The following is a 23127-nucleotide window of genomic DNA, read 5'->3' on the forward strand; positions in this document are numbered from 1 at the left end:
GCTCAGGCGCGCGGCGCGCTGTCTTCGCCGCTTTCCGGCGGCAGCCCGGTGTAGCTGGCGCGCGGCCGGATCAGCCGGCCCAGTGCCTGCTGCTCGAGCACGTGCGCCAGCCAGCCGGCCAGGCGCCCGGCGGCGAAGATCGACAGCGCCGGCGCGGCGGGCAGGCCGTACACGTAGCAGATCGCGGCCAGCATGAAGTCCACGTTGGGGCGGCGCTCGGACACGCCCTCGGCGGCGGCGACTACTTCCTCCACCAGCTGCATCGGTGCCTCCGCCACCGGCTGGGTGCGCAGCATGGCCAGCAGTTCGGTGGCGCGCGGGTCGCCGTCCGGATAAAGCGCGTGGCCGAAGCCGGGCAGGTCCTCGCCCTGGCGCCAGCGCGCGGCGATCAGGCGCTTGACGTCGCGGGTCTGGCGCGCGTCCTCCAGCAGCGCGTAAACCCGCGCGGTGGCGCCGCCATGGCGCGGGCCGGCCAGCGCCGACAGGCCGGCGCACACGGTCGCGTGCAGGTGCGCGCCGGTGGAGGCGACCACGCGCGCGGCGAAGGCGGAGACGTTGAGCTCGTGGTCGGCGCACAGCACCAGCGCGGCGCGCACCAGTTCGGCGAAGCCTTCGTCGCCGGGGCACCAGGTGCCGGCCAGCAGGCGGTGCACCGGGCCGGACGGGCGCCGCGCCACCAGCAGGCCGGCGTTCTGCCGCAGCAGGGTCGCCGCCAGGGCGCGGCGGGTGGCCTGGTCGGCCTGGAACGAATGCGGCACCTGCAGCGCCAGCAGCGGGATCACCGCCATCGCCCGCGCCAGCGGCGGCAGCTCCTGGTCGGTGGCCAGCGCCACCACCCGCGCCGGCCAGTCGCCGGGCGGATCGGCGAACGGATCCTGGCTGCCGCAGTCCCACAGCAGGCGTGCGGTGTCCTCCAGGGTGGCGCCGGCGCGGGCCATGGCGACGGCTGAACGTCCGCGGTAGTAGGGTCCGTCCGGACGGATCAGCGAAATGCGCGTTTCCAGCACCGGCAGGCCGCGGTCCAGGCTCTGCGCGGCGCCGCGCGCCGGGCCGCGGCCGAGGCGCTTGCGCTGCGCCAGCCGCTCCACGTCCTGGCGGCGGTACACCCGGCTGCGGTGGTCGCGGCCGGGGCGGGATTCCAGCAGTCCCCGGCTGACATAGGCGTACAGCGTGGCCGGGCTGATGCCCAGCAGGCGGCAGGCCTCGGTAGCGGGAAGCAGGTCGCGGTCCAGGGACATATTGATTTGAAGGATCAAGATTGATCAACCGGTAACAGGGTGACACATTGCCCGCGCCACGTGAACCACGTGCCCAGGAGTCCGCCATGTCCAATGCTTCCGCCGGTGCGCGCTTCCGCGCCGCCCTCGCCGCCGAGTCGCCGCTGCAGGTGATCGGCGCGATCAACGCCAACCACGCCCTGCTGGCCAAGCGCGCCGGCTTCCGCGCCATCTACCTGTCCGGCGGCGGGGTCGCGGCCGGCTCCCTGGGCCTGCCGGACCTGGGCATCAACACCCTCGAGGACGTGCTGATCGATACCCGTCGCATCACCGACGTGTGCGACCTGCCGCTGATGGTCGACATCGACACCGGCTTCGGCCCGTCCGCGTTCAACATCGAGCGCACGATCAAGAGCCTGATCAAGGCCGGCGCCGCCGCCTGCCACATCGAGGACCAGGTCGGCGCCAAGCGCTGCGGCCACCGTCCGGGCAAGGAGATCGTCAGCCAGGGCGAGATGGTCGACCGGATCAAGGCCGCGGCCGACGCCAAGACCGACCCGGACTTCTTCCTGGTCGCGCGCACCGACGCCATCCAGGTCGAGGGCGTGGACGCGGCGATCGAGCGCGCCATCGCCTGCGTCGAGGCCGGCGCCGACGGCATCTTCGCCGAGGCCGCCTACGACCTGGACACCTACCGCCGCTTCGTCGAGGCGGTGAAGGTGCCGGTGCTGGCCAACATCACCGAGTTCGGCAAGACCCCGCTGTTCTCGCGCGAGGAGCTGGCCTCGGCAGGCGTGGCCATCCAGCTGTTCCCGCTGTCGGCCTTCCGCGCCGCCAACAAGGCCGCCGAGAACGTGTACCAGGCCGTGCGCCGCGATGGCCACCAGCGCAACGTGGTCGACGCCATGCAGACCCGCGAGGAACTGTACGACCGCATCGGCTACCACGCCTTCGAGCAGAAGCTCGACGCGCTGTTCGCCGCGAAGAAGTAAGCGCATCCGGCCCGGCCCGGCCCGGGCGGCCGGCCCCCCCCGAACACAGGAGCACGAAGATGAGCGACACCACCGCCACCGCCACGTTCAAGCCGAAGAAGTCCGTGGCCCTGTCCGGTACCGCCGCCGGCAACACCGCGCTGTGCACCGTCGGCCGCAGCGGCAACGACCTGCACTACCGCGGCTACGACATCCTCGACATCGCCAACGCCTGCGAGTTCGAGGAGATCGCCTACCTGCTGGTGCACGGCAAGCTGCCCAACCGCGCCGAACTGGCCGGCTACAAGGCCAAGCTCAAGGCGCTGCGCGGCGTCCCGGCGGCGGTCAAGTCCGCGCTGGAACAGCTGCCGCTGTCGGCCCATCCGATGGACGTGATGCGCACCGGCGTGTCGGTGCTCGGCTGCATCAGCCCGGAGAAGGACGACCACAACCACCCGGGCGCGCGCGACATCGCCGACAAGCTGATGGCCTCGCTCGGTTCGATGCTGCTGTACTGGTACCACTACAGCCACAACGGCAAGCGCATCGAGGTCGAGACCGACGACGACTCCATCGGCGGCCACTTCCTGCACCTGCTGCACGGGGAGAAGCCGCGCGAGAGCTGGGTGCGCGCCATGCACACCTCGCTGATCCTGTACGCGGAGCACGAGTTCAACGCCTCGACCTTCACCGCGCGCGTGATCGCCGGCACCGGCTCGGACATGTACAGCTGCGTCGCTGGCGCGATCGGCGCGCTGCGCGGGCCGAAGCACGGCGGCGCCAACGAGGTCGCGTTCGAGGTGCAGAAGCGCTACGACACCCCGGACGAGGCCGAGGCCGACATCCGCGCCCGGGTCGAGCGCAAGGAAGTGGTCATCGGCTTCGGCCACCCGGTCTATACCGTAGCCGACCCGCGCAACCAGGTGATCAAGGAAGTGGCGCGGCAGCTGTCGGCCGAGCAGGGCAACATGAAGATGTTCGACATCGCCGCGCGTCTGGAGGCGGTGATGTGGGAGATCAAGAAGATGTTCCCCAACCTCGACTGGTTCAGCGCGGTCAGCTACCACATGATGGGCGTGCCCACGGCCATGTTCACCCCGCTGTTCGTGCTGGCCCGCACCGCCGGCTGGAGCGCCCACGTGATCGAGCAGCGCCAGGACGGCAAGATCATCCGCCCCAGCGCCAACTACACCGGCCCGGAGAACCTCCCGTTCGTCCCTCTGGACCAGCGCCCCTGAAGTGCTATTGTGATCCCCGCGTATTCCTGGGGGGGAACCGATGCGCGAGGGGATTTACCGGAAGACCGAGGCGGGTCGCGACGAGATCCGCGACCGCGCCCGCAAGCTGCCGCCGCAACTGCGGACGGTCCTGCTGATGGTGGACGGCCAGCGCACGCTGGCCGAATTGCGCCAGGTGGCCGCCGGGGTCAAGGCCCCGGAGGACGCCCTGGAGCGGCTGCTGGCCGAGGGCCTGATCGAACCGGTGAGCAACGGCTTCGATGCCGCCGGGCTGGCCCAGGCCGCCCGCGGCGGCGGGCCGGGCGCACCGGTGCCGGCCGTGGCCGAAGAGGAGCCGCCGCCGGCACGCACGGCCGACGAGGCCAACGAATACGTGCGCCTGTACGAGGCCATGAGCGAGGCAGTCCGCGCCCACCTGGGCCTGCGCGGCTATTTCATGCAGCTGAAGATCGAGCGCTGCACCGACGCCGCCGGGCTGCGCGAGGTCCTGCCGGAGCTGCGCCAGGCCCTGGCCAAGGCCCGCGGCGAGGAGTTCGCCACGTTCTGGGAGCGCCAGCTCCAAGGCTGAGGGCCGCCGGGGTACTGGCGGCGCGGCGCCGTGGCCGGGCTCAGGCCAGGCCTTCGTCCCGGAGCGCGCGCTGCACGCCCGGGTCGGCGTCCATGCGCCCGCGGAAGGCGGCCAGCGCGTCCAGCCCGGACAGGTCCACGCCGATACGCGTGGCCCAGCGCAGCGCCATATAGAAGTAGGGGTCGGCAAAGCTGCGGAACCCGGCCAGCCAGTCGCGGCTGGCCAGGACCTTGTCCGCGCCCTCCAGCAGGGTGCGGATCCGGGCGCGGGCATTGCTGCGCAGCGCCTCGTGCTGCATCGGGTCGGCCACGAACGCGGCCGGCGCGAACATCGGCTTGAACGCCGGATGCAGGTCGGAATTGACGAAGGCCAGCCAGCGGGTGGCCTCGGCGCGCTGGCGGGCGCTGCCGTCGCCAGCCAGGCCGGACTCGGGGAAGCGGTCGGCCAGGTAGCCGGCGATGGCCACGTTCTGGGTCAGCACGAAGTCGCCGTCCACCAGCACCGGCACCGAGCCGGCCGGGTTCAGCGCCCGGAACTCCGGCGACTTCAGCCCGTCGGCGTCCAGGATCTGCAGCTCGAAGGGCTGGCCGGTCCAGCACAGGTCGATGTGGATCGCGGTGGAGCAGGCGCCGGGCTTGGTGTACAGCTTCATGCAGGTCGGGATGCGGGCTGGGGACGCCGGGAGAGGCGGCGCCGGGGACGGTGGGTCAGGTGCGCGGCTTGAGCCGCTGCACCCGGTAGAAGGTGTGGTCGCCGATGGTCGCCACCTGGTAGGCGTTGGACCAGCTGGGATTGGCGATGGAATGGGCGGCGAAATGGCTGGCGCCAGGCACGATTTCCTTGCGCTGCCCCGCCGGCAGCGCCCAGTTGCGCTCGGCGTCCAGGGCCACGGCCACCGAGCGGTGCCAGGCGTCCAGGTTGCGCAGGCGCGTGTCCGGCGAGACCAGGGTGGGGGCGAACTGCTTGCGCGCGGTGACCACGGCGCACATCGAGTCGCCCCACAGGCCGCTGTCCTTGCGGCGCAGCGCCACCTCGGCAACCGCGTGCTGGCCCTGCAGGCTCTGGTTGCGGGCTTCCAGGTACACGGTGGTGCTAAGGCACAGCGAGTCGGCGGCCGGCTGCGGCAGGAACTGCGACAGCCAGAGGATCCAGGCCAGCTTCATATGTATCTCCTTGCTCCGTCTTCGCGGTCGCAGGCCCGCCGGCAGGGCCGGGGGCAGGCGACGACGCGGGGCGTCATGGGGAGGCGGCCATCTCTCCACGGGCCGCCCGGGTGCCGGCGGAAGTGGTGCCGGCAGGACCCGCCAGTTGCTGGGGGCGGGTCGAAGTGGCGCGCACGATAGGTGCGATTTCCCTAACCGAAACTGAATATGCCAGGTTGACAACGGTCACACTCGGTGGCCTGTGGAAAGCCTCCCGAGGGCTTGTTCGAGGCCGCGTGAAGGGCCGAGCGGCGGTTTTCCCGGGGCTTGGCGGAGGTGTGTCACCCGCGCCGGGAGGCCGGAGCAGGCGGCTGAACCGCCCCGCGCGAACCTGAACAGGCAGGCCGGCTCCGGACCGGATCGGCGTCCACCGAAGGCGCGAATGCGCGGCTCAGAACCCGGCGGCCAGCCGGCTGCCCTGGGCGATGGCACGCTTGGCATCCAGTTCGGCGGCCACGTCGGCACCGCCAATCAGGTGCACCGGCGCGGCGACCCCTGCCTGTTGCAGCTGCGCGTACAGGTCGCGGCGCGGCTCCTGGCCCGCGCATACGACCACCGTATCCACCGGCAGGACCTGCTCGGCGCCCTCGATCCGCACCCGCAGGCCGCCGGCTTCCATGCCCAGGTACTCGACCCCGCCGTGCATGCGCACCTGCTTGGCCTTGAGCGTGGCGCGGTGGATCCAGCCGGTGGTCTTGCCCAGCCGCGCCCCCGGCCGCCCCGGGCTGCGCTGCAGCAGCCACACCTCGCGCGCCGGCGGCTCGGGCCGGGCCGGCACCAGGCCGCCGCGGCCGGAGCCAGCCAGGTCCACACCCCATTCGGCGTGCCAGCGGCCCGGGTCGAGGGTGGGCGATGGGCCCTTCTGGACCAGGAACTCGGCCACGTCGAAGCCGATGCCGCCGGCGCCGATCACCGCCACCCGCGGCCCGGCCTGGACCCGGCCCTCGAGGATGTCCAGGTAGCCGACCACCCGCGGGTCGTCGGCGCCGGGGAAATCCACCCTGCGCGGCACGATGCCGGTGGCCAGCACGATCTCGTCGTAGCCGGCCAGCTCGTCCGGGCCCGCCAGGGTGCCCAGGCGCAGTTCCACCCCGGTCTCGCCGATGCGGTGGCCGAAGTAGCGCAGGGTCTCGACGAACTCCTCCTTGCCCGGGATCCGCGCGGCCAGGTTGAACTGGCCGCCGATCCGCGGCGCGGCCTCGAACAGGGTCACGCGATGGCCGCGCTGCGCCGCCACCGTGGCGCAGGCCAGGCCGGCAGGGCCTGCGCCGACCACCGCGATCCGGCGCGGGGTGGCCGCCGGCACGTAGCGCAGCTCGGTCTCGTGGCCGGCGCGCGGGTTGACCAGGCAGCTGGCGACCTTGCCCACGAAGATGTGGTCCAGGCAGGCCTGGTTGCAGGCGATGCAGGTATTGATGGCGTGGGTGCGCCCGGCGCGGGCCTTGTTCGGCCATTCCGGGTCGGCCAGCAACGGGCGCGCCAGCGAGACCAGGTCGGCCTGGCCGGAGGCGAGGATGCGCTCGGCCACCTCCGGCATGTTGATGCGGTTGACCGCCACCACCGGCACCGAGACATGCGGGCGCAGGCGCGCTGTGATCCCGGCGAAGGCCGCGCGCGGGACCGAGGTGGCGATGGTCGGCACCCGCGCCTCGTGCCAGCCGATGCCCGAGTTGATGATGGTGGCGCCGGCCGCCTCCACCGCGCGCGCCTGCTCGAGGATCTCGTCCCAGGCGTTGCCGTCCTCGACCAGGTCCAGGAGGGAAAGGCGATAGATAAGTATGAAGTCCGGGCCGCAGGCCTCGCGCACCCGGCGCACGATCTCCACCGCGAAGCGCATGCGCCGCTGCGCGTCGCCGCCCCAGGCGTCCTGGCGGCGGTTGGTGCGCGGGGCGGTGAACTGGTTGATCAGGTAGCCCTCCGAGCCCATCACCTCCACGCCGTCGTAGCCAGCGTCGCGGGCGCGGGCGGCGGCACTGGCGAAGGCGCGGATCTGGCGCTCGATGCCGCGTGCGGAAAGCTCGCGCGGGGTGAACGGGTTGATCGGCGCCTTCACTTTCGAAGGCGCCACCTGCAGCGGGTGGTAGCCGTAGCGGCCGGCGTGCAGCAGCTGCAGGCACAGCCTGGCGCCGTGCTCGTGCACGGCGCGGGTGAGCTGGCGGTGCGGGCGCGTTTCCCAGGGCCAGGACAGCTTGCCGCCGAACGGCTTGAGCCAGCCCTCCACGTTCGGGGCGAAGCCGCCGGTGACGATCAGCCCGGCGCCGCCGGCGGCGCGTTCGGCCAGGTAGGCGGCCAGCTTCGGGAAATCCCGGGCGCGGTCCTCCAGGCCGGTGTGCATCGATCCCATCAGCACCCGGTTGCGCAGGGTGGTGAAGCCGAGGTCGAGCGGGGCGAACAGGTGCGGGTAGGGCGTGGCGCTGGCGGTAGGCGTCATGGCGGATACGCTGGCGTACGGAAGGCCGCCATCGTCGATGAAAGCCCGGCGCCGGGCAAGCTGCGCCGCGGGGTCAGTCCCAGCCGGCCAGGGCCAGCTTGCCGATGGTGCGACCGGACTCCAGCCGGCGGTGGGCCTCGCGCAGGTTGGCGGCGTTGATCGGGCCCAGCACCTCGGCCAGGGTGGTCTTCAGCTCGCCGGCCTCGACCAGGCTGCCGACGCGGTTGAGGATGCGGTGCTGGCAGATCATGTCCGCGGTGCGGAAGCGCGGCCGGGTGAACATCGTTTCCCAATGGATACCGATGGCCTTGGCCTTGTAGTCGCCGCCGATGTGCAGCGGGCCCTTCGGCTCCACGATCAGGCCCAGGTGGCCCTGCGGCGCCAGCAGCCGGCCCAGTTCCTCCCAGTAGCGGTCGGTGTCGGCCAGGTTCACCGCGGCCTCCACTTCGGCGATGCCCAGCGCCTGCAGCTGCGGACCGAGCGGCTGGCGGTGGTCGACCACCTCGTGAGCGCCCATGCGCCGGCACCACTCGGCGCTCTCCGGGCGGGAGGCGGTGGCGACCACGGTGAAGCCGGCGTGCCGGGCCAGCTGGATGGCCATCGAACCGACCCCGCCGGCGCCGCCGATCACCAGCAGCCGGCGCCCGGCGTTGTCGCCGTCGAAGTCGTAGCGCATGCGCTCGAACAGCAGTTCCCAGGCGGTGAGCGTGGTCAGCGGCAGTGCCGCGGCCTCGGCGAAGTCCAGGGTGATCGGGCGATCGCCGGCGATGTGCTCGTCGACCAGCTGGTAGCGGGCATTGCTGCCGGGACGGGTGATGTCGCCGGCGTAGTACACCTCGTCGCCGGGCTGGAACAGGGCCACCGCGCTGCCGACCGCTTCCACCACCCCGGCCGCGTCGAAACCCAGCACCCGCGGCTGCGCTTCGCTGCCCTCGCGCGGGGCGCGCAGCTTGGTATCGATCGGATTGACCGAGACCGCCTCCACCCGCACCAGCAGGTCGTGCGGCCCGGGGGCGGGCGTGGGCAGTTCCACGTCCAGCAGCGCTTCGGGGTCGTCGATCGGCAGGTAGCGGGTCAGTCCGACGGCTTTCATGCGCAGGCTCCACCTTCGTGGTTGCGGGACCGTCCCATCATACGCAGCGCCCGCGGCCGGACCGGCGCAGGCTCCGGGCGCCGGCCTCTGCTGGAACCTGAACGGCGGTTTTCTTCAATTCACTTGTTACGGGACTGTTAACACCGCCTTCACATTAACGCGCCTAACCTGCGCCCCGACGTCGTGATTACGGCCGTCAGGGATATGCCGCTACCAGCGCATGTCTGCGTGAATCCTGAGGCAAGTGTTTCCACTTACTCCCCCGGATCATCCCCCCGAATCATCAAGGAGCTTGAGATGAACAAGAAACTTCTGACCGCTGCGCTGCTGGGCGGCCTGGCTGTGGCCCAGTCGGCTTCCGCGCAGGAGTTTGACGACCGCTGGTACCTGACCGGCTCGGTTGGCTTCAATTTCCAGGACAGCGGCCGCGGCACCGAGGATGCTCCCTTCGGCACGATCGGCCTGGGCAAGTTCATCAGCCCGGTGTGGTCGGTTGACGGCGAACTGAACTACCAGAACCCGTCGTTCGACGACAACAACGACCTGAACTGGAGCCAGTACGGCGCCTCGCTGGACTTCCGTCGCCACTTCATCCAGGAAGGCCGCGGTTTCAACCCGTACCTGCTGTTCGGCATCGGCTACCAGTACTCCGAGGAGGAGTACACCGTCCCGTCGCCGAACTCCCCGGCCCAGCGCGCCGAAGGTAACGTCGCCGCCAAGGTCGGCGCCGGCCTGCAGAGCACCTTCGACAACCGCGTCGCCGTGCGCGCCGAAATCGCCTACCGCGCCGATTTCGACGACCAGGCCGTCAACCCGGCCCGTGCTGGCCGCGACGACGACTGGTACGGCGACCTGCTGGCCTCGGTCGGCGTCGTGATCCCGCTGGGCCCGGCCGCCGCTCCGCCGCCGCCGCCGGCTCCGGCCCCGGTCGCGCCGAGCTGCGCCGACCTGGACGACGACGGCGACGGCGTCAACAACTGCGACGACAAGTGCCCGAACTCGCAGGCTGGCCAGGCCATCGGCCCGGACGGCTGCCCGGTCCCGGTCTCGATCGACCTGAAGGGCGTGAACTTCGACTTCGACAAGGCGACCCTGCGTCCTGACGCGGTGGCCATCCTGTCGGAGGCCGTCGAGATCCTGAAGCGTTACCCCGACTTGCGCGTCGAGGTGGCGGGCCACACCGACTCGAAGGGCACCGACGCGTACAACCAGAAGCTGTCCGAGCGTCGCGCCCAGGCCGTGTACGACTACCTGACCAGCAACGGCATCGACGCCTCGCGCCTGGTTGGCCCGGTCGGCTACGGCGAGAGCCGCCCGATTGCCCCGAACACCAACGCGGATGGTTCGGACAATCCGGAAGGCCGTGCGAAGAACCGTCGCACCGAGCTGAACGTCCAGAACTAAGCTTCCGGACGGACGCAGTCCAGGAGGGCCCGGCGCAAGCCGGGCCCTTTCTTTTTGCATGGCTGCCGGGCCCGCGGGCGCGGGATCACGACGCCGGTCGCGGCATTTCTGCAGAGGCGTTAGCGATTTGCCAAGGTTCCGTAAGATTCTTCTTGAATCGGCCTGCACGCCGTGCCTACACTCGCCCCGTCTTCCAGGGGGAGTTCCACCATGCGTAAGTTGATTGCGGCAGGGCTGTTCGGCCTCACCCTCGTGTCCGCGGCGGCCATGGCTGCCGACGGTTGCGCCAACGCCCAGCAGTCCGGGGAGAAGGGCTGCGAGGCGGCCGCCAACGCCAGTGATCCGGCTGCGTACAAGCCGCAGACCGAATACGACAACACGCCCTGGCGCTTCGACATGAGCCAGAACGGCAAGCGCATGACCGCCGACGAGTTCGACGCGTGGATGAAGGCGCGCGGGGTGCGCGTGGCCAAGGGCGCCCCGGCTCCGGCCGCGACCGCCTCGGCGCCGGCCACCGAATCGGCGGCGGCACCGACCAAGGATTGAGGCACGGGATGGGCGCGCCTCCACGGTCGCGCCGCCCGAACCCCGCCGCGCCCGGGGCTCCCCGGGCCGGCGTCCGCCATGGTCTGGCCCGGGTCCTGTCCAAGGCCGGGCTGTGCTCGCGCACCGAGGCCGCGCGCTGGATCCAGGCCGGCCGCGTGCAGGTCGACGGCCGCGTCGTGCGCGATCCCGAATACCCCATGCGCGACGGCCTGCGCGGGGTGCTGATCGATGGCCGCGCCCCTGCCGGCCCGGAACGCATCTACCTTGCCCTCAACAAGCCGCGCGGCCTGGTGACCACCGCCCGCGACGAGCAGGGCCGCGACACCGTCTACCGCTGCCTCGACGGCAGCGGGCTGCCGTGGCTGGCCCCGGTCGGCCGCCTCGACCGCGCCAGCGAAGGCCTGCTGCTGTTCAGCAACGATCCCGCCTGGGCCGCGCGCGTGCTGGATCCGGACAGCGGCCCGGACAAGACCTACCACGTCCAGGTCGACGCCATTCCCGACCAGGCCCTGCTGCAGGCGCTGTGTGCCGGGGTCGAGGCCGACGGCGAGCACCTGCGCGCGGCCTCGGCGCGGCTGCTGCGCGCCGGCACCCGCAACGCCTGGCTGGAAATCGTGCTGGACGAGGGCCGCAACCGGCAGATCCGGCGGCTGCTGGCTGCGTTCGACCTGGCCGTGCTGCGCCTGGTGCGGGTGGCGATCGGGCCGCTGCAGCTGGGCACGCTGGACAAGGGACAGTGGCGCTTGCTGGAGCCCGCCGAGCGTGATGCACTGGCGCCGGCCACCGCCGCAGGGACGACGGCGGGGTAAGCGGTCACCGCCATCACCGGATGCGGGACCGCGGCATGCCATCCTCCCCCGGTCCCCTCCAGGAGTTGCCATGAAGGTCCTGCGAGTTTGCCTGGTGCTGTCCCTTCCCGTGCTTTGCGCCTGCGCCGGCCGCCAGGCGCGCGATGCCGCAGCCGCGTTGCCGGAGCCGCCGCCGAAGCCGGACGAGGTCATCATCGTCCGCAGCGACGACCCGCTCGATTACCGCTTCCACATGGAGCAGGAAGGGCGGCGGATGAATGCCGACGAGTTCGATGCGTGGATGAAGTCGCGCGGCGTGCGCATCGCCACCGGCAAGCCGGGGCAGGCGCCGGTGCCGGCCGGCGGCAACTGAGTCGCGCCCGGCGCGGTTTCCTGCGCCGGGCCCATCCGTGCTGCGGCGCCGGCCGGGCCGATGCCGGTGGCGGCGTGGCTCAGGCCTTGGCCACGCCCAGCTCGCGGCCGATGCGGGTGAAGGCGTCGATCGCGCGGTCCAGGTGCTCGCGGGTGTGGGCCGCGCTCATCTGCGTGCGGATCCGCGCCTGGCCCTGCGGCACCACCGGGTAGAAGAAGCCGATGGCGTAGATGCCTTCCTCCAGCAGGCGCTGCGCGAAGCGCTGAGCCAGCGGCGCGTCGTACAGCATCACCGGGCAGATCGGGTGCACGCCGGGCTTGAGGTCGAAGCCGGCAGCGGTCATGCGCTTGCGGAAGTAGGCGGTGTTCTCCTGCAGGCGGGTGCGCAGCTCGCCGGCCGACGAAAGCATGTCGAAGGCCTTGGTGCCGGCGGCGACCACGTGCGGCGGCAGCGAGTTGGAGAACAGGTAGGGGCGCGAGCGCTGGCGCAGCAGTTCGATGATCTCGCGGCGCGCGGTGGTGAAGCCGCCCAGTGCGCCGCCCATGGCCTTGCCCAGGGTGCCGGTGAAGATGTCGATCTTCCCGAGCACGCCCTTGACCTCGGCCGAGCCGCGGCCGGTGGCGCCGAGGAAGCCGGTGGCATGGCACTCGTCGATATGGACCAGGGCGTCGTACTTCCTGGCCAGCGCGGTGATTTCGTCCAGCGGGGCGATGAAGCCGTCCATCGAGAACACGCCGTCGGTGGTGATCATGATGGTGCGCGCGCCGTCGGCCCGGGCCTGCTGCAGCTGCTTCTCCAGGTCGGCCATGTCGCAGTTGGCGTAGCGGTAGCGCCTGGCCTTGCACAGGCGCACGCCGTCGATGATCGAGGCATGGTTGAGCGCGTCGGAGATGATCGCGTCGTTCTCGTCCAGCAGCGGCTCGAACAGGCCGCCGTTGGCATCGAAGCAGGCGGCGTAGAGGATCGTGTCCTCGGTGCCGAAGAATTGCGCGATCTTCGCCTCCAGCTGCTTGTGCAGGTCCTGGGTGCCGCAGATGAAGCGCACCGAGGCCATGCCGAAGCCGTGCGTGTCCAGCGCCGCGCGCGCGGCGGCGATGATCTCGGGGTGGTCGGCCAGGCCCAGGTAGTTGTTGGCGCAGAAGTTCAGCACCTTGCGCCCGTCGGCCAGTTCGATCTCCGCCGACTGCGGGCTGGTGATCACCCGTTCGGACTTGAACAGGCCCTGCGCGCGCAGGTCTTCCAGCTGGGCGGCGTAGCGGGCGATGGCGGCTTCGGACATGGGCGGACTTCGTTGCAAGGGAAAGCGTCATTCTAGCCAGCGTGCGCGCGGCCGCGGCCGTCATGCGCATCCGCTATATCCACCGGCCAGCAAGTCATTTCCGGTTGGCAAACTGAATAGGGAGTATTTTGGCGCGCGGCCGATGTCCGGCCCCCACCACGGAACTCCCATGCCCAAGCACATCCCCCACCGCCGCCCGCGCCTGCCGGACCGTTCCTGGCTGGCCGGGGCCGTCGCCCTGGCGCTGGCCGGCCCGGCGTTCGCGCAGTCCACCCCCACGGTCGAGGAACTGGCCCGCCGCCTGCAGGCGCTGGAAGCCCGCTATGGCGCCGCCACCAGCGTCGACGGCCAGGAGACCCTGGACCTGCAGGCACTGGACCAGCGGCTGCGCGCGCTGGAGCGCAACCTGGAACTGCAGGAGGAGGCGCGCGCGGCGAAGGAGAAGGCCGCGCCGGTGGCGGCGGTCAACGACCGCGGCGCCTCGTTCCGCTCCGGCGACGGTGCCTACGAGGTGAAGATCCGCGGCCTGCTGCAGGGCGACGGCCGCTTCTTCAACAGCGGCGCGCCCGGCGCCAACGACAGCTTCCTGCTGCGCACCGCGCGCCCGACCATCGAGGGCACCCTGGGCAAGTGGGTGGGTTTCCGCTTCACCCCGGAGTTCGCCGGCGACAGCGCCAGCATCGTCGACGCCTACGCCGACCTGCAGTTCTCGCCGGCGGCGACGCTGCGGGTGGGCAAGTTCACCTCGCCGGTGGGCCTGGAGCGGCTGCAGTCCTCGGCCTCGCTGCCGGAAATCGAGCGCGCCCTGGCCAGCGAGCTGCTGCCCAACCGCGACCTGGGCGTGCAGCTGCAGGGCGAGCTGGCCGGCGGCAAGGTGTCCTACGCCATCGGCGTGTTCAACGGCGCGGTCGACGGCCGCGACGCCACCACCACCAACCCGGACGACGAGTTCGAGTACGCCGGCCGCCTGTTCTTCGAGCCGCTCAAGGGCAGCGACAGCTTCTGGGCCGGCCTGGGTTTCGGCATCGGCGCCAGCATCGGCGACGTGGAAGGGGCCGGCAACAACTTCCTGCCGCGCTACCGCACCCCGGGCCAGCAGCAGTTCTTCGCCTACCGCGGCACCGTGGCAGCCGCCGGCCAGCGCAAGCGCTGGTCGCCGCAGGGCTATTTCTACCGCGGGCCGTTCGGGCTGCTGGCCGAATACGCGTCCTCCAGCCAGGAGCTGGGCGCCGGCGGCACCACCGCGGACCTGGAAACCACCGCATGGCAGGCCACCGCCAGCTGGGTGCTTACCGGCGAGGACGCCAGCTACCGCGGGGTCAAGCCCGCGCGCGCCTTCGCCCCGGGCAAGGGCGGCTGGGGCGCCTGGGAACTGGTGGCCCGCTACGGCCGCCTGGAGGTGGACGAGTCGGCGTTCCCGGTGTTCGCCGACCCGGCCGTGTCGGCGCGCGAGGCCAGCGCCTGGGTCGCCGGCGTGAACTGGTACCTCAACAACAACCTCAAACTGGTGTTGAACTACCTGCAGACCGGCTTCGAGGGCGGGGCCGCCGGCGGCGCCGACCGCGAGGACGAGAAGGCGGTGTTCACCCGCCTGCAGGTCGCATTCTGACAAAGCCCCATCCAACCGGAGGTTCGTCCCATGAATACCATCCGCCGTTCCCTCCTGGTGCTGGCCGCGAGCTTCGGCCTGACCCTCGCGGTGGGGGCCCTTGCCAAGGACGCAAGGCTGCTCAACGTGTCCTACGACCCCACCCGCGAGCTTTACCGCGAGTTCAACGCCGCCTTTGCCCGCCACTGGCAGGAGACCCGCGGGCAGAAGGTCGAGATCGAGAATTCGCATGGCGGCTCGGGCAAGCAGGCGCGCGCGGTGATCGACGGGCTGGAGGCCGACGTGGTCACCCTGGCCCTGGCCTACGACATCGACTCCATCGCCGAGCGCAAGCTGATCGCGCCGGACTGGCAGAAGCGCCTGCCGCAGAACAGCTCGCCGTACACCTCGACCATCGTGTTCCTGGTGCGCAAGGGCAACCCGAAGAACATCAAGGACTGGCCGGACCTGCTGCGCTCCAACGTCTCGGTGGTCACGCCCAACCCGAAGACCTCCGGCGGCGCGCGCTGGAACTACCTGGCGGCCTGGGCCTTCGCCGAGAAGATCTTCAAGGGTGACGAGGCCAAGGTCCGCAACTTCATGACCGCGCTGTTCCGCAACGTGCCGGTGCTGGACACCGGCGCCCGCGGCTCCACCACCACCTTCGTCCAGCGTGGCATCGGCGACGTGCTGCTGGCCTGGGAGAACGAGGCCTTCCTGTCGATCGAGGAGCTGGGCCCGGACAAGTTCGACATCGTGGTGCCCTCGCTGTCGATCCTGGCCGAGCCGCCGGTGGCGATCGTCGACCGCAACGTCGACAAGAAAGGCACCCGCGAGCTGGCCCAGGCCTACCTGGAGTTCCTGTACTCGCCGGAGGGCCAGCGCATCGCCGCCAAGAACTACTACCGCCCGCGCCATCCCGAGCACGCCGCGCCGGAGGACGTGGCCCGCTTCCCCAAGGTACAGCTGGTGACCATCGACGGCGCCTTCGGTTCCTGGGCGCAGGCGCAGAAGCGGCACTTCAGCGACGGCGGCGAGTTCGACCAGATCCTCGCCGCGGCCAAGGCCCGCTGAGCCGTGGGCCCGGGGCGCAGGCCCCGGGCCTTCCCGCCGCCCCGGCAGCGGGGTCGCAGACCCGAACCCGACGAAGCGAAGCCAAGCGATGTCCAGCGTCCCCAATCCCCTGACGCCGCCGGTGGGCGGCGCGCGCGCGTCCGGCCGGCAGCGCCGGGTGCTGCCCGGCTTCGGGCTGAGCCTGGGCTACACCCTCGCCTGGCTGGGCCTGATCGTGCTGATCCCGCTGGCCGGGGTGTTCGTGTACGCCTCCGGCCTGGGCTGGGACGGGCTGTGGCGGATCTGGACCGAGCCGCGGGTGCTGGCGGCGCTGAAGATCAGCTTCGGCACCGCGCTGGCGGCGGCCGCCTTCAACGCGGTGATGGGCACCCTGGTGGCCTGGGTGCTGGTGCGCTACCGCTTCCCCGGCCGGCGCCTGTTCGACGCCATGATCGACCTGCCGTTCGCCCTGCCCACCGCGGTGGCCGGCATTGCCCTGACCGCGCTGTACGGCGGCAACGGCTGGATCGGCCGCTGGCTGGAGGCGGCCGGGTTCAAGGTGGCCTACACCCCGGTGGGCATCACCGTGGCCCTGGTGTTCATCGGCCTGCCATTCGTCGTGCGGGTGGTGCAGCCGGTGCTGGCCGAGACCGAGGGTGAACTGGAGGAGGCCGCGGCCACCCTCGGCGCGGGGCGCTGGAACACGGTGTGGAAGGTGGTGCTGCCGACGGTGTGGCCGGCGGTGCTGGCCGGCTTCGCCCTGGCCTTCGCGCGCGGGGTGGGGGAGTACGGTTCGGTGATCTTCATCGCCGGCAACATCCCGATGGTTTCGGAGATCGCGCCGCTGCTGATCACCATCAAGCTGGAGGAATTCGACTACGCCGGCGCGACCGCGATCGCGGTGGCCATGCTGCTGCTGTCCTTCGCCCTGCTGCTGGTGATCAACACGCTGCAGGCGCGCCTGGCCCGGCGCCGGGGAGGGGCTTGAGATGGCGCCACAGACGGGTGGTAACGTGCAGGGCGTCATCGCCCTGGATCCGCCGCAACTGACCATGGCCCCGAGCGCGCCCACCGTCGGTGCCCGCCCGGCCTCGCCGACCAGCGAGCCGCGCTGGGTGCAGTGGCTGCTGATCGCCGCCGCGATCGGCTTCCTGCTGGCGTTCCTGCTGCTGCCGCTGCTGCTGGTGTTCGCCGAGGCGCTACGCGGCGGGATCGGCGCGTTCCTGGCCGCGATCCGCGAGCCGGACGCGCTGGCGGCGATAAGGCTGACCCTGCTGGTCACCGCCATCACCGTGCCGCTGAACCTGGTGTTCGGCGTGGCCGCGGCCTGGCTGGTGGCCAAGCACGAGTTCCGCGGCAAGCGCATCCTGGTGAGCCTGATCGACCTGCCGTTCGCGGTCTCGCCGGTGGTGGCCGGCCTGGTGTTCATCCTGATCTTCGGCGCCCATGGCTGGGCCTGGCCGCTGATCGACGAGGGCGTGCAGCTGTCGCTGCCGCTGCTGGGCCAGGTGCACCTGCAGCTGCCGAAGATCGTGTTCGCGCTGCCGGGCATCGTGCTGGCCACGGTGTTCGTGACCTTTCCGTTCATCGCCCGCGAGCTGATGCCGCTGATGGAGCAGCAGGGCAGCGACGAGGAGCTGGCCGCGCTGAGCCTGGGCGCCAGCGGCTGGCAGGCGTTCTGGCGGGTGACCCTGCCCAACATCCGCTGGGGCCTGCTGTACGGCGTGCTGCTGTGCGGCGCCCGCGCCATGGGCGAGTTCGGCGCGGTCTCGGTGGTGTCCGGCCACATCCGCGGGCGCACCAACACCCTGCCGCTGCACGTGGAGATCCTCTACAACGAATACGCCTACAGCGCCGCCTTCGCGGTGGCCACGCTGCTGGCGCTCAGTGCGCTGGTGACCCTGGTGCTCAAGACCTGGCTGGAGTGGCGCCACGGCGAATCGCTGGCCGCCACGCACCGGCACTGAGGACGCACGATGAAGATCGAGATCCAGAACCTGCACAAGTGCTTCGGCGCGTTCGCCGCGCTGGACGACATCAACCTGGAGATCCGCGACGGCGAGCTGCTGGCGTTGCTGGGCCCGTCCGGCTCGGGCAAGACCACCCTGCTGCGGGTGATCGCCGGGCTGGAGCATGCCGACGGCGGGCGCATCCTGTTCGGCGGCGAGGACGCTTCGCGGCTGACGGTGCAGGAGCGGCGGGTCGGCTTCGTGTTCCAGCACTATGCGCTGTTCCGGCACATGACCGTGGCCGAGAACATCGCCTTCGGGCTGAAGGTGCGCCGCGGCCGCGAGCGCTGGCCGGCGGCCCGGATCGCCGCGCGGGTGGAGCAGCTGCTGTCGCTGGTGCAGCTGCAGGACCTGGGCGGGCGCTACCCGGCGCAGCTGTCCGGCGGCCAGCGCCAGCGCGTGGCCCTGGCGCGTGCGCTGGCGATCGAACCGCGGGTGCTGCTGCTGGACGAGCCGTTCGGCGCGCTCGACGCCCAGGTGCGGCGCGACCTGCGCGGCTGGCTGCGGCAGCTGCACGTGCAGACCGGCCTGACCACGGTGTTCGTGACCCATGACCAGGAGGAGGCGCTGGAGCTGGCCGACCGGGTGGCGATCCTCAACCGCGGCCGGATCGAGCAGCTGGCCACCCCGGCCGAGGCCTACGACCGCCCGGCCAGCCCGTTCGTGTATTCCTTCGTCGGCGCGGTGAACCGCCTGCGCGGGCGACGCCAGGGCGACCGCATCGAGGTTGGCGGCCTGGTGCTGCCGCCGCCGTGCGGGCCGCTGCCGGGCGGGGACTCGGCGGAACTGGACGTGTACGTGCGCCCGGAGGACCTGCGCCTGGGCGAGGGCGGCTGGGAGGCGGTGGTGGTCGATGCCCAGCGTAGCGGCCCGCGCCTGCGGGTGCGGGCACGCCTGCAGGGCGGGCAGGGTCAGGAAGTGGAGGTGGAGCTGCCGGTGGACGCGCAGCAGGCGCATCCGCCGGGGAGCCGGGTCGGGCTGGTGCCGGTGCGCTACGGGGCGTTCGCCGGGGCCTGAGCAGCGGGCGGGGCACCGGGAACTGGTTGACGCTGCAATTGTTGCGTCGCAATATCCGCTGAGTTAAGTATTTGTGAACCGTGACGGCTCCCGTCCGCCCGCGTGCTCCACCCCACCAGAGGAGATCCAAGGATGAAGTCCTTCAAGCTCGCTGCTTCGCTCGCCGTCCTGCTGTCCGCCGTCCCGTTCGTCGCGTCCGCGCAGGAGGAGTCGCCGTTCTCCTGGGAAGTGACCGCCGTTTCCGATTACGTCTGGCGTGGCGTCTCGCAGTCCGACGAGGATCCCACCCTGCAGGCCGGCTTCACCTACACCTCGGCTTCCGGTTTCTACGCCGGCGTCTGGGGTTCGGGCGTGGACTTCGGCCCGGGCGACCCGAACACCGAGGTCGACGGCTTCATCGGCTACAACGTCGACCTGAGCGACGCGGTCAACTTCGACGTGATGATCAACCGCTACACCTACCCGGGTGCCAGCGACCTCAACTTCAACGAGCTGATCACCACCACCACCTTCGCCGAGAACTACTCGCTGACCGTCGCCTACAGCAACGACTTCGGCGGCAGCGACACCAAGGCCTGGTACGTGGCCGGCGGCGCCAGCATCGGCCTGCCGAACGACTTCAGCCTCGACCTGGGCGTCGGCCGCAGCATGTTCGACGACGACTACAGCGACGACTACACCGACTGGAGCGTCGGCCTGAGCCGCAGCTGGGGCCTGTTCAGCGCCTCGCTGGCCTACGTCGGCACCGACGGCAGCGGCCGCGACATCTTCGGCGACCTGGCCGACGACCGCGTGGTGCTGACCCTCAGCATCGGCCAGTAACGGCCCCCGCGGCAAAGGAAAAAGGCGCCATGCGGCGCCTTTTTCCGTTCCAGGGCCGGCCGCGTGCTCAGGTCCAGCTGAGCACGACCTTGCCGGCGCGGCCCTGCTCCATCAGGTCGAAGCCCTGCTGGAACTCGTCGATCGGCAGCTGGTGGGTCAGCACCTTGCCCAGCGGGAAGCCGGACAGCACCAGCTGGGTCATCTTGTACCAGGTCTCGTACATCTTGCGGCCGTAGATGCCCTGCACGGTCAGGCCCTTGAAGATGATCCGGTCCCAGTCGCAGCCGGCGCCCTTGGGCATGATCCCGAGCATGGCGATCCTGCCGCCCGGGTACATGCATTCGAGCATGTCGTTGAACGCGCGCGGGTTGCCGCTCATCTCCAGGCCCACGTCGAAGCCTTCCATGTGCAGGTCCGACATCACGTCGCGCAGCGACTGGTTGGCGACGTTGACCACGCGGGTGGCGCCCATGTCGGCGGCCAGCTTCAGGCGGTAGTCGTTGACATCGGTGACCACCACGTTGCGCGCGCCGATGTGCTTGCAGATGCCGGCGGCGATGATGCCGATCGGGCCGGCGCCGGTGATCAGCACGTCCTCGCCGACCACGTCGAACTCCAGCGCGCAGTGCGCGGCGTTGCCGTAGGGGTCGAAGAACGCCGCCAGCTCCGACGGCACCGGATCCGGCACCGGCCACAGGTTGGACGCCGGCATCACGATGTACTCGGCGAAGGCGCCGTCGCGGTTCACGCCGATGCCCACGGTGTGCGGGCACAGGTGCGGGCGGCCGCCGCGGCAGTTGCGGCAGTGGCCGCAGACGATGTGGCCCTCGGCCGACGCCCGCTGGCCGACCTTGTAGCCGGACACGCCCGGGCCCAGCTCGGCGATGCGGCCGACGAACTCGTGGCCGATCACCAGGCCAGGCCGGATCGTGCGCTGGCTCCACTCGTCCCACAGGTAGATGTGCAGGTCGGTACCGCAGATGGCGGTCTTCTCGACCTTGATCAGCACCTCGTTGGGGCCGGGCTGCGGCACCGGGACCTGCTCCATCCAGATGCCCCTGGCGGCTTCGCGCTTGACCAGCGCCTTCATGGTTCGGGACATCGGCGGGACCTCGGTGGCAGGGAGGGGAAGGCGCGCATTATAGGTTGCCAAAGAAACCATGGCGTCGGCGGCGCCCGTGCCGGGGGTGGCCATCCCCGGGTTGTCCGGGGAACCTGCCAAAAGTCATGGGCTCTCCCGGGGCGGGCGGGGGCTAGAATCCCGGTTCCTTTCGGTTGGAACCAAATGCCCATGCGCCTGCGCACCCTTTCCCTGTCCGTATTTGCCGCCTTGCTGGGCGCGCCGCTTGCCCATGCCGTGGAAGGCATGTGGGTCCCGCAGCAGCTGCCGGAGATCGCCGGTCCGCTGAAGCAGGCCGGGCTGGAGCTGTCGCCGGAGCAGCTGGCGGACCTGACCGGCGACCCGATGGGCGCGGTGGTCGCGCTGGGCGGCTGCACCGCCAGCTTCGTCTCGCCGCAGGGCCTGGTGGTGACCAACCACCACTGCGCCTACGGCGCCATCCAGCTCAACTCCACCGCCGAGAAGAACCTGATCAAGGAAGGCTTCAACGCCGCCACCCCGGCCGAGGAACTCAGCGCCGGTCCCAACGCGCGCGTGTTCGTGCTGGACGAGATCACCGACGTCACCGCCGAGGCGAAGGCCGCGATCGCCGCCGCGCCCAACGCGCTGGCCCGCACCCGCGCCCTGGAGGCGTTCGAGAAGAAGCTGGTCGCCGAGTGCGAGTCCGAGCCGGGCTACCGCTGCCGCCTTTACAGCTTCTTCGGCGGCAACACCTACCGCCTGTTCAAGAACCTGGAGATCCGGGACGTGCGCCTGGCCTACGCGCCCCCGGGCAGCGTGGGCAAGTATGGTGGCGACATCGACAACTGGATGTGGCCGCGCCACACCGGCGACTTCGCGTTCTACCGCGCCTACGTCGGCAAGGACGGCAAGCCGGCGCCGTTCTCCCCGGACAACGTGCCGTACCAGCCAAAGCACTGGCTGAAGATCGCCGACAAGCCGCTGGGCGCCGGCGACTTCGTGATGGTCGCCGGCTACCCGGGCTCGACCAACCGCTACGCGCTGGCCGCCGAGTTCGACCACACCGCGCAGACGGTGTACCCGGAGACCATCCGCCACTACCGCAACCTGATCGGCATGATCGAGGAGGCCGGGCGCAAGGATCCGGACATCCAGGTCAAGTACGCCAGCAACATGGCCGGCTGGAACAACTACGCCAAGAACTACGAGGGCCAGCTGGAGGGCTTCAAGCGCATCGACGCGGCCGCGCAGAAGCACGCCGAGGAAGCGGCGGTGCTGGCCTGGCTCAAGGGCCAGGGCAGGAAGGGCCGCGAGGCGCTGCAGGCGCACGCGAAGCTGGTGCAGCTGCTGGAGCAGTCCAAGGCGACCCGCAGCCGCGACTACACCCTGGCCATGTTCAACAACACCGGCGTGGTCGGCGCGGCCACCCAGCTGTACCGCCTGTCGCTGGAGAAGGCCAAGCCGGACGCCGAGCGCGAGCCGGGCTTCCAGCAGCGCGACCTGCCGACCATCGAGGGCGCGATGAAGCAGCTTGAGCGCCGCTACGTGCCGGCCATGGACCGCCAGCTGCAGGCCTACTGGCTCAACGAGTACATCAAGCTGCCCGCGGCCCAGCGCGTGCCGGCGGTGGACCAGTGGCTGGGCGGCAACGACGCCGTGGCCGTGGAGCGCGCCCTGGACCGCCTGGCCGCGACGAAGCTGGGCAGCACCGAGGAGCGCCTGAAGTGGCTGTCGGCCGACCGCGCCGCGTTCGAGGCCAGCGACGACCCGGCGATCCAGTACGCGGTGGCGGTGCTGCCGACCCTGCTGAAGCTTGAGCAGGAGCGCAAGGTCCGCGCCGGCGAGAACCTGGCCGCGCGCCCGGTGTTCCTGCAGGCGGTGGCCGACTACAAGAAGAGCCAGGGCAAGGCGGTCTATCCGGACGCCAACCTGTCGCTGCGCATCACCTTCGGCAACGTCACCGGCTACGAGCCGAAGGACGGCATGGCGTACACCCCGTTCACCACGCTGGAGGGCATCGTCGCCAAGGACACCGGCGAGGAGCCGTTCGACTCCCCGAAGGCGCTGCTGGACGCGGTCAAGGCCAAGCGCTACGGCGGGCTGGAGGATCCGCGCATCGGCTCGGTGCCGGTGAACTTCCTGTCCGACCTGGACATCACCGGCGGCAACTCCGGTTCGCCGGTGCTGGACGCCCAGGGCAAGCTGGTCGGCCTGGCCTTCGACGGCAACTGGGAGTCGGTCAGCTCCAACTGGGTGTTCGACCCGAAGATGACCCGCATGATCGCGGTCGACGCCCGCTACATGCGCTGGATCATGCAGGAGGTCTACCCGGCCCCGCAGCTGCTGCAGGAAATGGGTATTACCCGCTGAAACCGTCCGGGCCACGGGCCCGGCGGTCGGGTATCATGCGGCCCCCGTCGCGCGCAGGCGCGGCGGGGGTTTTTTCC

20 protein-coding genes and 1 pseudogene are annotated in these 23127 nt (G+C 70.8%); 14 read left to right on the forward strand and 7 right to left on the reverse strand.

Annotation, left to right across the window (positions count from 1 at the left end; all coding sequences use genetic code 11):
- Positions 1 to 2 precede the first annotated feature (2 nt).
- The gene (locus EIM48_RS08335; protein WP_125111444.1) at positions 3 to 1238 is read right to left on the reverse strand and encodes a citrate synthase family protein; all 1236 of its coding nucleotides are present in this window, start codon (positions 1236 to 1238) and stop codon (positions 3 to 5) included.
- 86 nt (positions 1239 to 1324) lie between these two features.
- Here EIM48_RS08335 and prpB point away from each other — a divergent pair, with 86 nt between their 5' ends.
- Genes prpB through EIM48_RS08350 form a run of 3 tightly spaced genes read left to right on the forward strand, consistent with a single transcriptional unit; the run spans position 1325 to position 3994 of the window.
- Positions 1325 to 2209 (forward strand): methylisocitrate lyase, encoded by an 885-nt coding sequence (gene prpB / locus EIM48_RS08340; protein WP_028915536.1) that lies wholly within the window; start codon positions 1325 to 1327, stop codon positions 2207 to 2209.
- 59 nt (positions 2210 to 2268) lie between these two features.
- Positions 2269 to 3426 carry a 2-methylcitrate synthase gene (prpC, locus tag EIM48_RS08345; protein WP_019399138.1) on the forward strand — a complete coding sequence of 386 codons (1158 nt, stop codon included), beginning with the start codon at positions 2269 to 2271 and terminating at the stop codon, positions 3424 to 3426.
- 40 nt (positions 3427 to 3466) lie between these two features.
- Positions 3467 to 3994 (forward strand): hypothetical protein, encoded by a 528-nt coding sequence (locus EIM48_RS08350; protein WP_019399137.1) that lies wholly within the window; start codon positions 3467 to 3469, stop codon positions 3992 to 3994.
- 40 nt (positions 3995 to 4034) lie between these two features.
- Here the strand turns inward: EIM48_RS08350 and EIM48_RS08355 are convergent, their stop codons facing one another.
- The 4 genes from EIM48_RS08355 to EIM48_RS08370 form a co-directional block, all read right to left on the reverse strand.
- Positions 4035 to 4646 carry a glutathione S-transferase N-terminal domain-containing protein gene (locus EIM48_RS08355; protein ID WP_028915538.1) on the reverse strand — a complete coding sequence of 204 codons (612 nt, stop codon included), beginning with the start codon at positions 4644 to 4646 and terminating at the stop codon, positions 4035 to 4037.
- Between the two features lie 55 nt (positions 4647 to 4701).
- The gene (locus EIM48_RS08360) at positions 4702 to 5157 is read right to left on the reverse strand and encodes a cell wall hydrolase (RefSeq protein ID WP_028915539.1); all 456 of its coding nucleotides are present in this window, start codon (positions 5155 to 5157) and stop codon (positions 4702 to 4704) included.
- A gap of 430 nt (positions 5158 to 5587) precedes the next feature.
- The gene (locus tag EIM48_RS08365) at positions 5588 to 7627 is read right to left on the reverse strand and encodes an NADPH-dependent 2,4-dienoyl-CoA reductase (RefSeq protein ID WP_028915540.1); all 2040 of its coding nucleotides are present in this window, start codon (positions 7625 to 7627) and stop codon (positions 5588 to 5590) included.
- A 73-nt stretch (positions 7628 to 7700) separates the two neighbouring features.
- Positions 7701 to 8720: a zinc-binding alcohol dehydrogenase family protein gene (locus tag EIM48_RS08370; RefSeq protein ID WP_125076708.1), complete on the reverse strand. Its 1020-nt coding sequence runs from the start codon at positions 8718 to 8720 to the stop codon at positions 7701 to 7703.
- A 297-nt stretch (positions 8721 to 9017) separates the two neighbouring features.
- Between EIM48_RS08370 and EIM48_RS08375 the strand changes: the two genes are divergently transcribed.
- From EIM48_RS08375 to EIM48_RS08390, 4 genes and pseudogenes are all read left to right on the forward strand, one after another.
- Positions 9018 to 10124 carry an OmpA family protein gene (locus EIM48_RS08375; RefSeq protein ID WP_019398693.1) on the forward strand — a complete coding sequence of 369 codons (1107 nt, stop codon included), beginning with the start codon at positions 9018 to 9020 and terminating at the stop codon, positions 10122 to 10124.
- A 336-nt stretch (positions 10125 to 10460) separates the two neighbouring features.
- A pseudogene (locus EIM48_RS15560) lies at positions 10461 to 10670 on the forward strand (hypothetical protein); the annotation flags it as partial.
- Between the two features lie 8 nt (positions 10671 to 10678).
- Positions 10679 to 11479 (forward strand): pseudouridine synthase, encoded by an 801-nt coding sequence (locus EIM48_RS08385; RefSeq protein WP_028915542.1) that lies wholly within the window; start codon positions 10679 to 10681, stop codon positions 11477 to 11479.
- A 70-nt stretch (positions 11480 to 11549) separates the two neighbouring features.
- Positions 11550 to 11831: a hypothetical protein gene (locus tag EIM48_RS08390; protein ID WP_019398696.1), complete on the forward strand. Its 282-nt coding sequence runs from the start codon at positions 11550 to 11552 to the stop codon at positions 11829 to 11831.
- 79 nt (positions 11832 to 11910) lie between these two features.
- Here the strand turns inward: EIM48_RS08390 and kbl are convergent, their stop codons facing one another.
- Positions 11911 to 13110 (reverse strand): glycine C-acetyltransferase, encoded by a 1200-nt coding sequence (gene kbl / locus EIM48_RS08395; RefSeq protein ID WP_125111445.1) that lies wholly within the window; start codon positions 13108 to 13110, stop codon positions 11911 to 11913.
- A 169-nt stretch (positions 13111 to 13279) separates the two neighbouring features.
- Here kbl and EIM48_RS08400 point away from each other — a divergent pair, with 169 nt between their 5' ends.
- The 6 genes from EIM48_RS08400 to EIM48_RS08425 all read left to right on the forward strand — a co-directional run bounded on the left by EIM48_RS08400 (position 13280) and on the right by EIM48_RS08425 (position 19599).
- Positions 13280 to 14719 carry a porin gene (locus EIM48_RS08400; RefSeq protein ID WP_125111446.1) on the forward strand — a complete coding sequence of 480 codons (1440 nt, stop codon included), beginning with the start codon at positions 13280 to 13282 and terminating at the stop codon, positions 14717 to 14719.
- 30 nt (positions 14720 to 14749) lie between these two features.
- Positions 14750 to 15772 (forward strand): sulfate ABC transporter substrate-binding protein, encoded by a 1023-nt coding sequence (locus EIM48_RS08405; protein ID WP_019398699.1) that lies wholly within the window; start codon positions 14750 to 14752, stop codon positions 15770 to 15772.
- Between the two features lie 88 nt (positions 15773 to 15860).
- On the forward strand, positions 15861 to 16739 hold the full coding sequence (cysT, locus tag EIM48_RS08410; RefSeq protein WP_050992167.1) for a sulfate ABC transporter permease subunit CysT: 879 nt from the start codon (positions 15861 to 15863) through the stop codon (positions 16737 to 16739).
- 64 nt (positions 16740 to 16803) lie between these two features.
- Positions 16804 to 17718, forward strand: a complete 915-nt coding sequence (cysW, locus tag EIM48_RS08415; RefSeq protein WP_050992168.1) for a sulfate ABC transporter permease subunit CysW — start codon at positions 16804 to 16806, stop codon at positions 17716 to 17718.
- Between the two features lie 9 nt (positions 17719 to 17727).
- Complete coding sequence (locus tag EIM48_RS08420) at positions 17728 to 18777, forward strand: sulfate/molybdate ABC transporter ATP-binding protein (protein WP_019398702.1); 1050 nt, start codon at positions 17728 to 17730, stop codon at positions 18775 to 18777.
- Positions 18778 to 18909: 132 nt separating this feature from the next.
- On the forward strand, positions 18910 to 19599 hold the full coding sequence (locus EIM48_RS08425) for a TorF family putative porin (protein WP_019398703.1): 690 nt from the start codon (positions 18910 to 18912) through the stop codon (positions 19597 to 19599).
- Between the two features lie 67 nt (positions 19600 to 19666).
- On the opposite strand, the gene tdh is transcribed toward EIM48_RS08425, so the two are convergent.
- Positions 19667 to 20701, reverse strand: coding sequence for an L-threonine 3-dehydrogenase (gene tdh, locus EIM48_RS08430; RefSeq protein WP_199728403.1), 1035 nt, complete (start codon positions 20699 to 20701; stop codon positions 19667 to 19669).
- Positions 20702 to 20965: 264 nt separating this feature from the next.
- Here tdh and EIM48_RS08435 point away from each other — a divergent pair, with 264 nt between their 5' ends.
- Positions 20966 to 23050: a S46 family peptidase gene (locus EIM48_RS08435; protein ID WP_026010534.1), complete on the forward strand. Its 2085-nt coding sequence runs from the start codon at positions 20966 to 20968 to the stop codon at positions 23048 to 23050.
- The last annotated feature ends 77 nt before the right edge of the window (positions 23051 to 23127 follow it).

It is taken from the genome of Pseudoxanthomonas sp. SGNA-20 (assembly GCF_003931635.1).
Lineage (GTDB): Bacteria > Pseudomonadota > Gammaproteobacteria > Xanthomonadales > Xanthomonadaceae > Pseudoxanthomonas.

Excerpts from the sequence above, each read along its gene's own strand:
- EIM48_RS08370 (WP_125076708.1), bottom strand. The coding sequence starts at position 8,720 with ATGAAAGCCGTCGGACTGACCCGCTACCTGCCGATCGACGACCCCGAA.
- EIM48_RS08420 (WP_019398702.1), top strand. The coding sequence starts at position 17,728 with ATGAAGATCGAGATCCAGAACCTGCACAAGTGCTTCGGCGCGTTCGCC.
- EIM48_RS08350 (WP_019399137.1), top strand. The coding sequence starts at position 3,467 with ATGCGCGAGGGGATTTACCGGAAGACCGAGGCGGGTCGCGACGAGATC.
- EIM48_RS08355 (WP_028915538.1), bottom strand. The coding sequence starts at position 4,646 with ATGAAGCTGTACACCAAGCCCGGCGCCTGCTCCACCGCGATCCACATC.
- kbl (WP_125111445.1), bottom strand. The coding sequence starts at position 13,110 with ATGTCCGAAGCCGCCATCGCCCGCTACGCCGCCCAGCTGGAAGACCTG.
- EIM48_RS08385 (WP_028915542.1), top strand. The coding sequence starts at position 10,679 with ATGGGCGCGCCTCCACGGTCGCGCCGCCCGAACCCCGCCGCGCCCGGG.
- prpC (WP_019399138.1), top strand. The coding sequence starts at position 2,269 with ATGAGCGACACCACCGCCACCGCCACGTTCAAGCCGAAGAAGTCCGTG.
- cysT (WP_050992167.1), top strand. The coding sequence starts at position 15,861 with ATGTCCAGCGTCCCCAATCCCCTGACGCCGCCGGTGGGCGGCGCGCGC.
- EIM48_RS08405 (WP_019398699.1), top strand. The coding sequence starts at position 14,750 with ATGAATACCATCCGCCGTTCCCTCCTGGTGCTGGCCGCGAGCTTCGGC.
- EIM48_RS08400 (WP_125111446.1), top strand. The coding sequence starts at position 13,280 with ATGCCCAAGCACATCCCCCACCGCCGCCCGCGCCTGCCGGACCGTTCC.
- EIM48_RS08425 (WP_019398703.1), top strand. The coding sequence starts at position 18,910 with ATGAAGTCCTTCAAGCTCGCTGCTTCGCTCGCCGTCCTGCTGTCCGCC.
- EIM48_RS08390 (WP_019398696.1), top strand. The coding sequence starts at position 11,550 with ATGAAGGTCCTGCGAGTTTGCCTGGTGCTGTCCCTTCCCGTGCTTTGC.
- EIM48_RS08435 (WP_026010534.1), top strand. The coding sequence starts at position 20,966 with ATGTGGGTCCCGCAGCAGCTGCCGGAGATCGCCGGTCCGCTGAAGCAG.
- tdh (WP_199728403.1), bottom strand. The coding sequence starts at position 20,701 with ATGTCCCGAACCATGAAGGCGCTGGTCAAGCGCGAAGCCGCCAGGGGC.
- prpB (WP_028915536.1), top strand. The coding sequence starts at position 1,325 with ATGTCCAATGCTTCCGCCGGTGCGCGCTTCCGCGCCGCCCTCGCCGCC.
- cysW (WP_050992168.1), top strand. The coding sequence starts at position 16,804 with ATGGCCCCGAGCGCGCCCACCGTCGGTGCCCGCCCGGCCTCGCCGACC.
- EIM48_RS08375 (WP_019398693.1), top strand. The coding sequence starts at position 9,018 with ATGAACAAGAAACTTCTGACCGCTGCGCTGCTGGGCGGCCTGGCTGTG.
- EIM48_RS08365 (WP_028915540.1), bottom strand. The coding sequence starts at position 7,627 with ATGACGCCTACCGCCAGCGCCACGCCCTACCCGCACCTGTTCGCCCCG.
- EIM48_RS08335 (WP_125111444.1), bottom strand. The coding sequence starts at position 1,238 with ATGTCCCTGGACCGCGACCTGCTTCCCGCTACCGAGGCCTGCCGCCTG.
- EIM48_RS08360 (WP_028915539.1), bottom strand. The coding sequence starts at position 5,157 with ATGAAGCTGGCCTGGATCCTCTGGCTGTCGCAGTTCCTGCCGCAGCCG.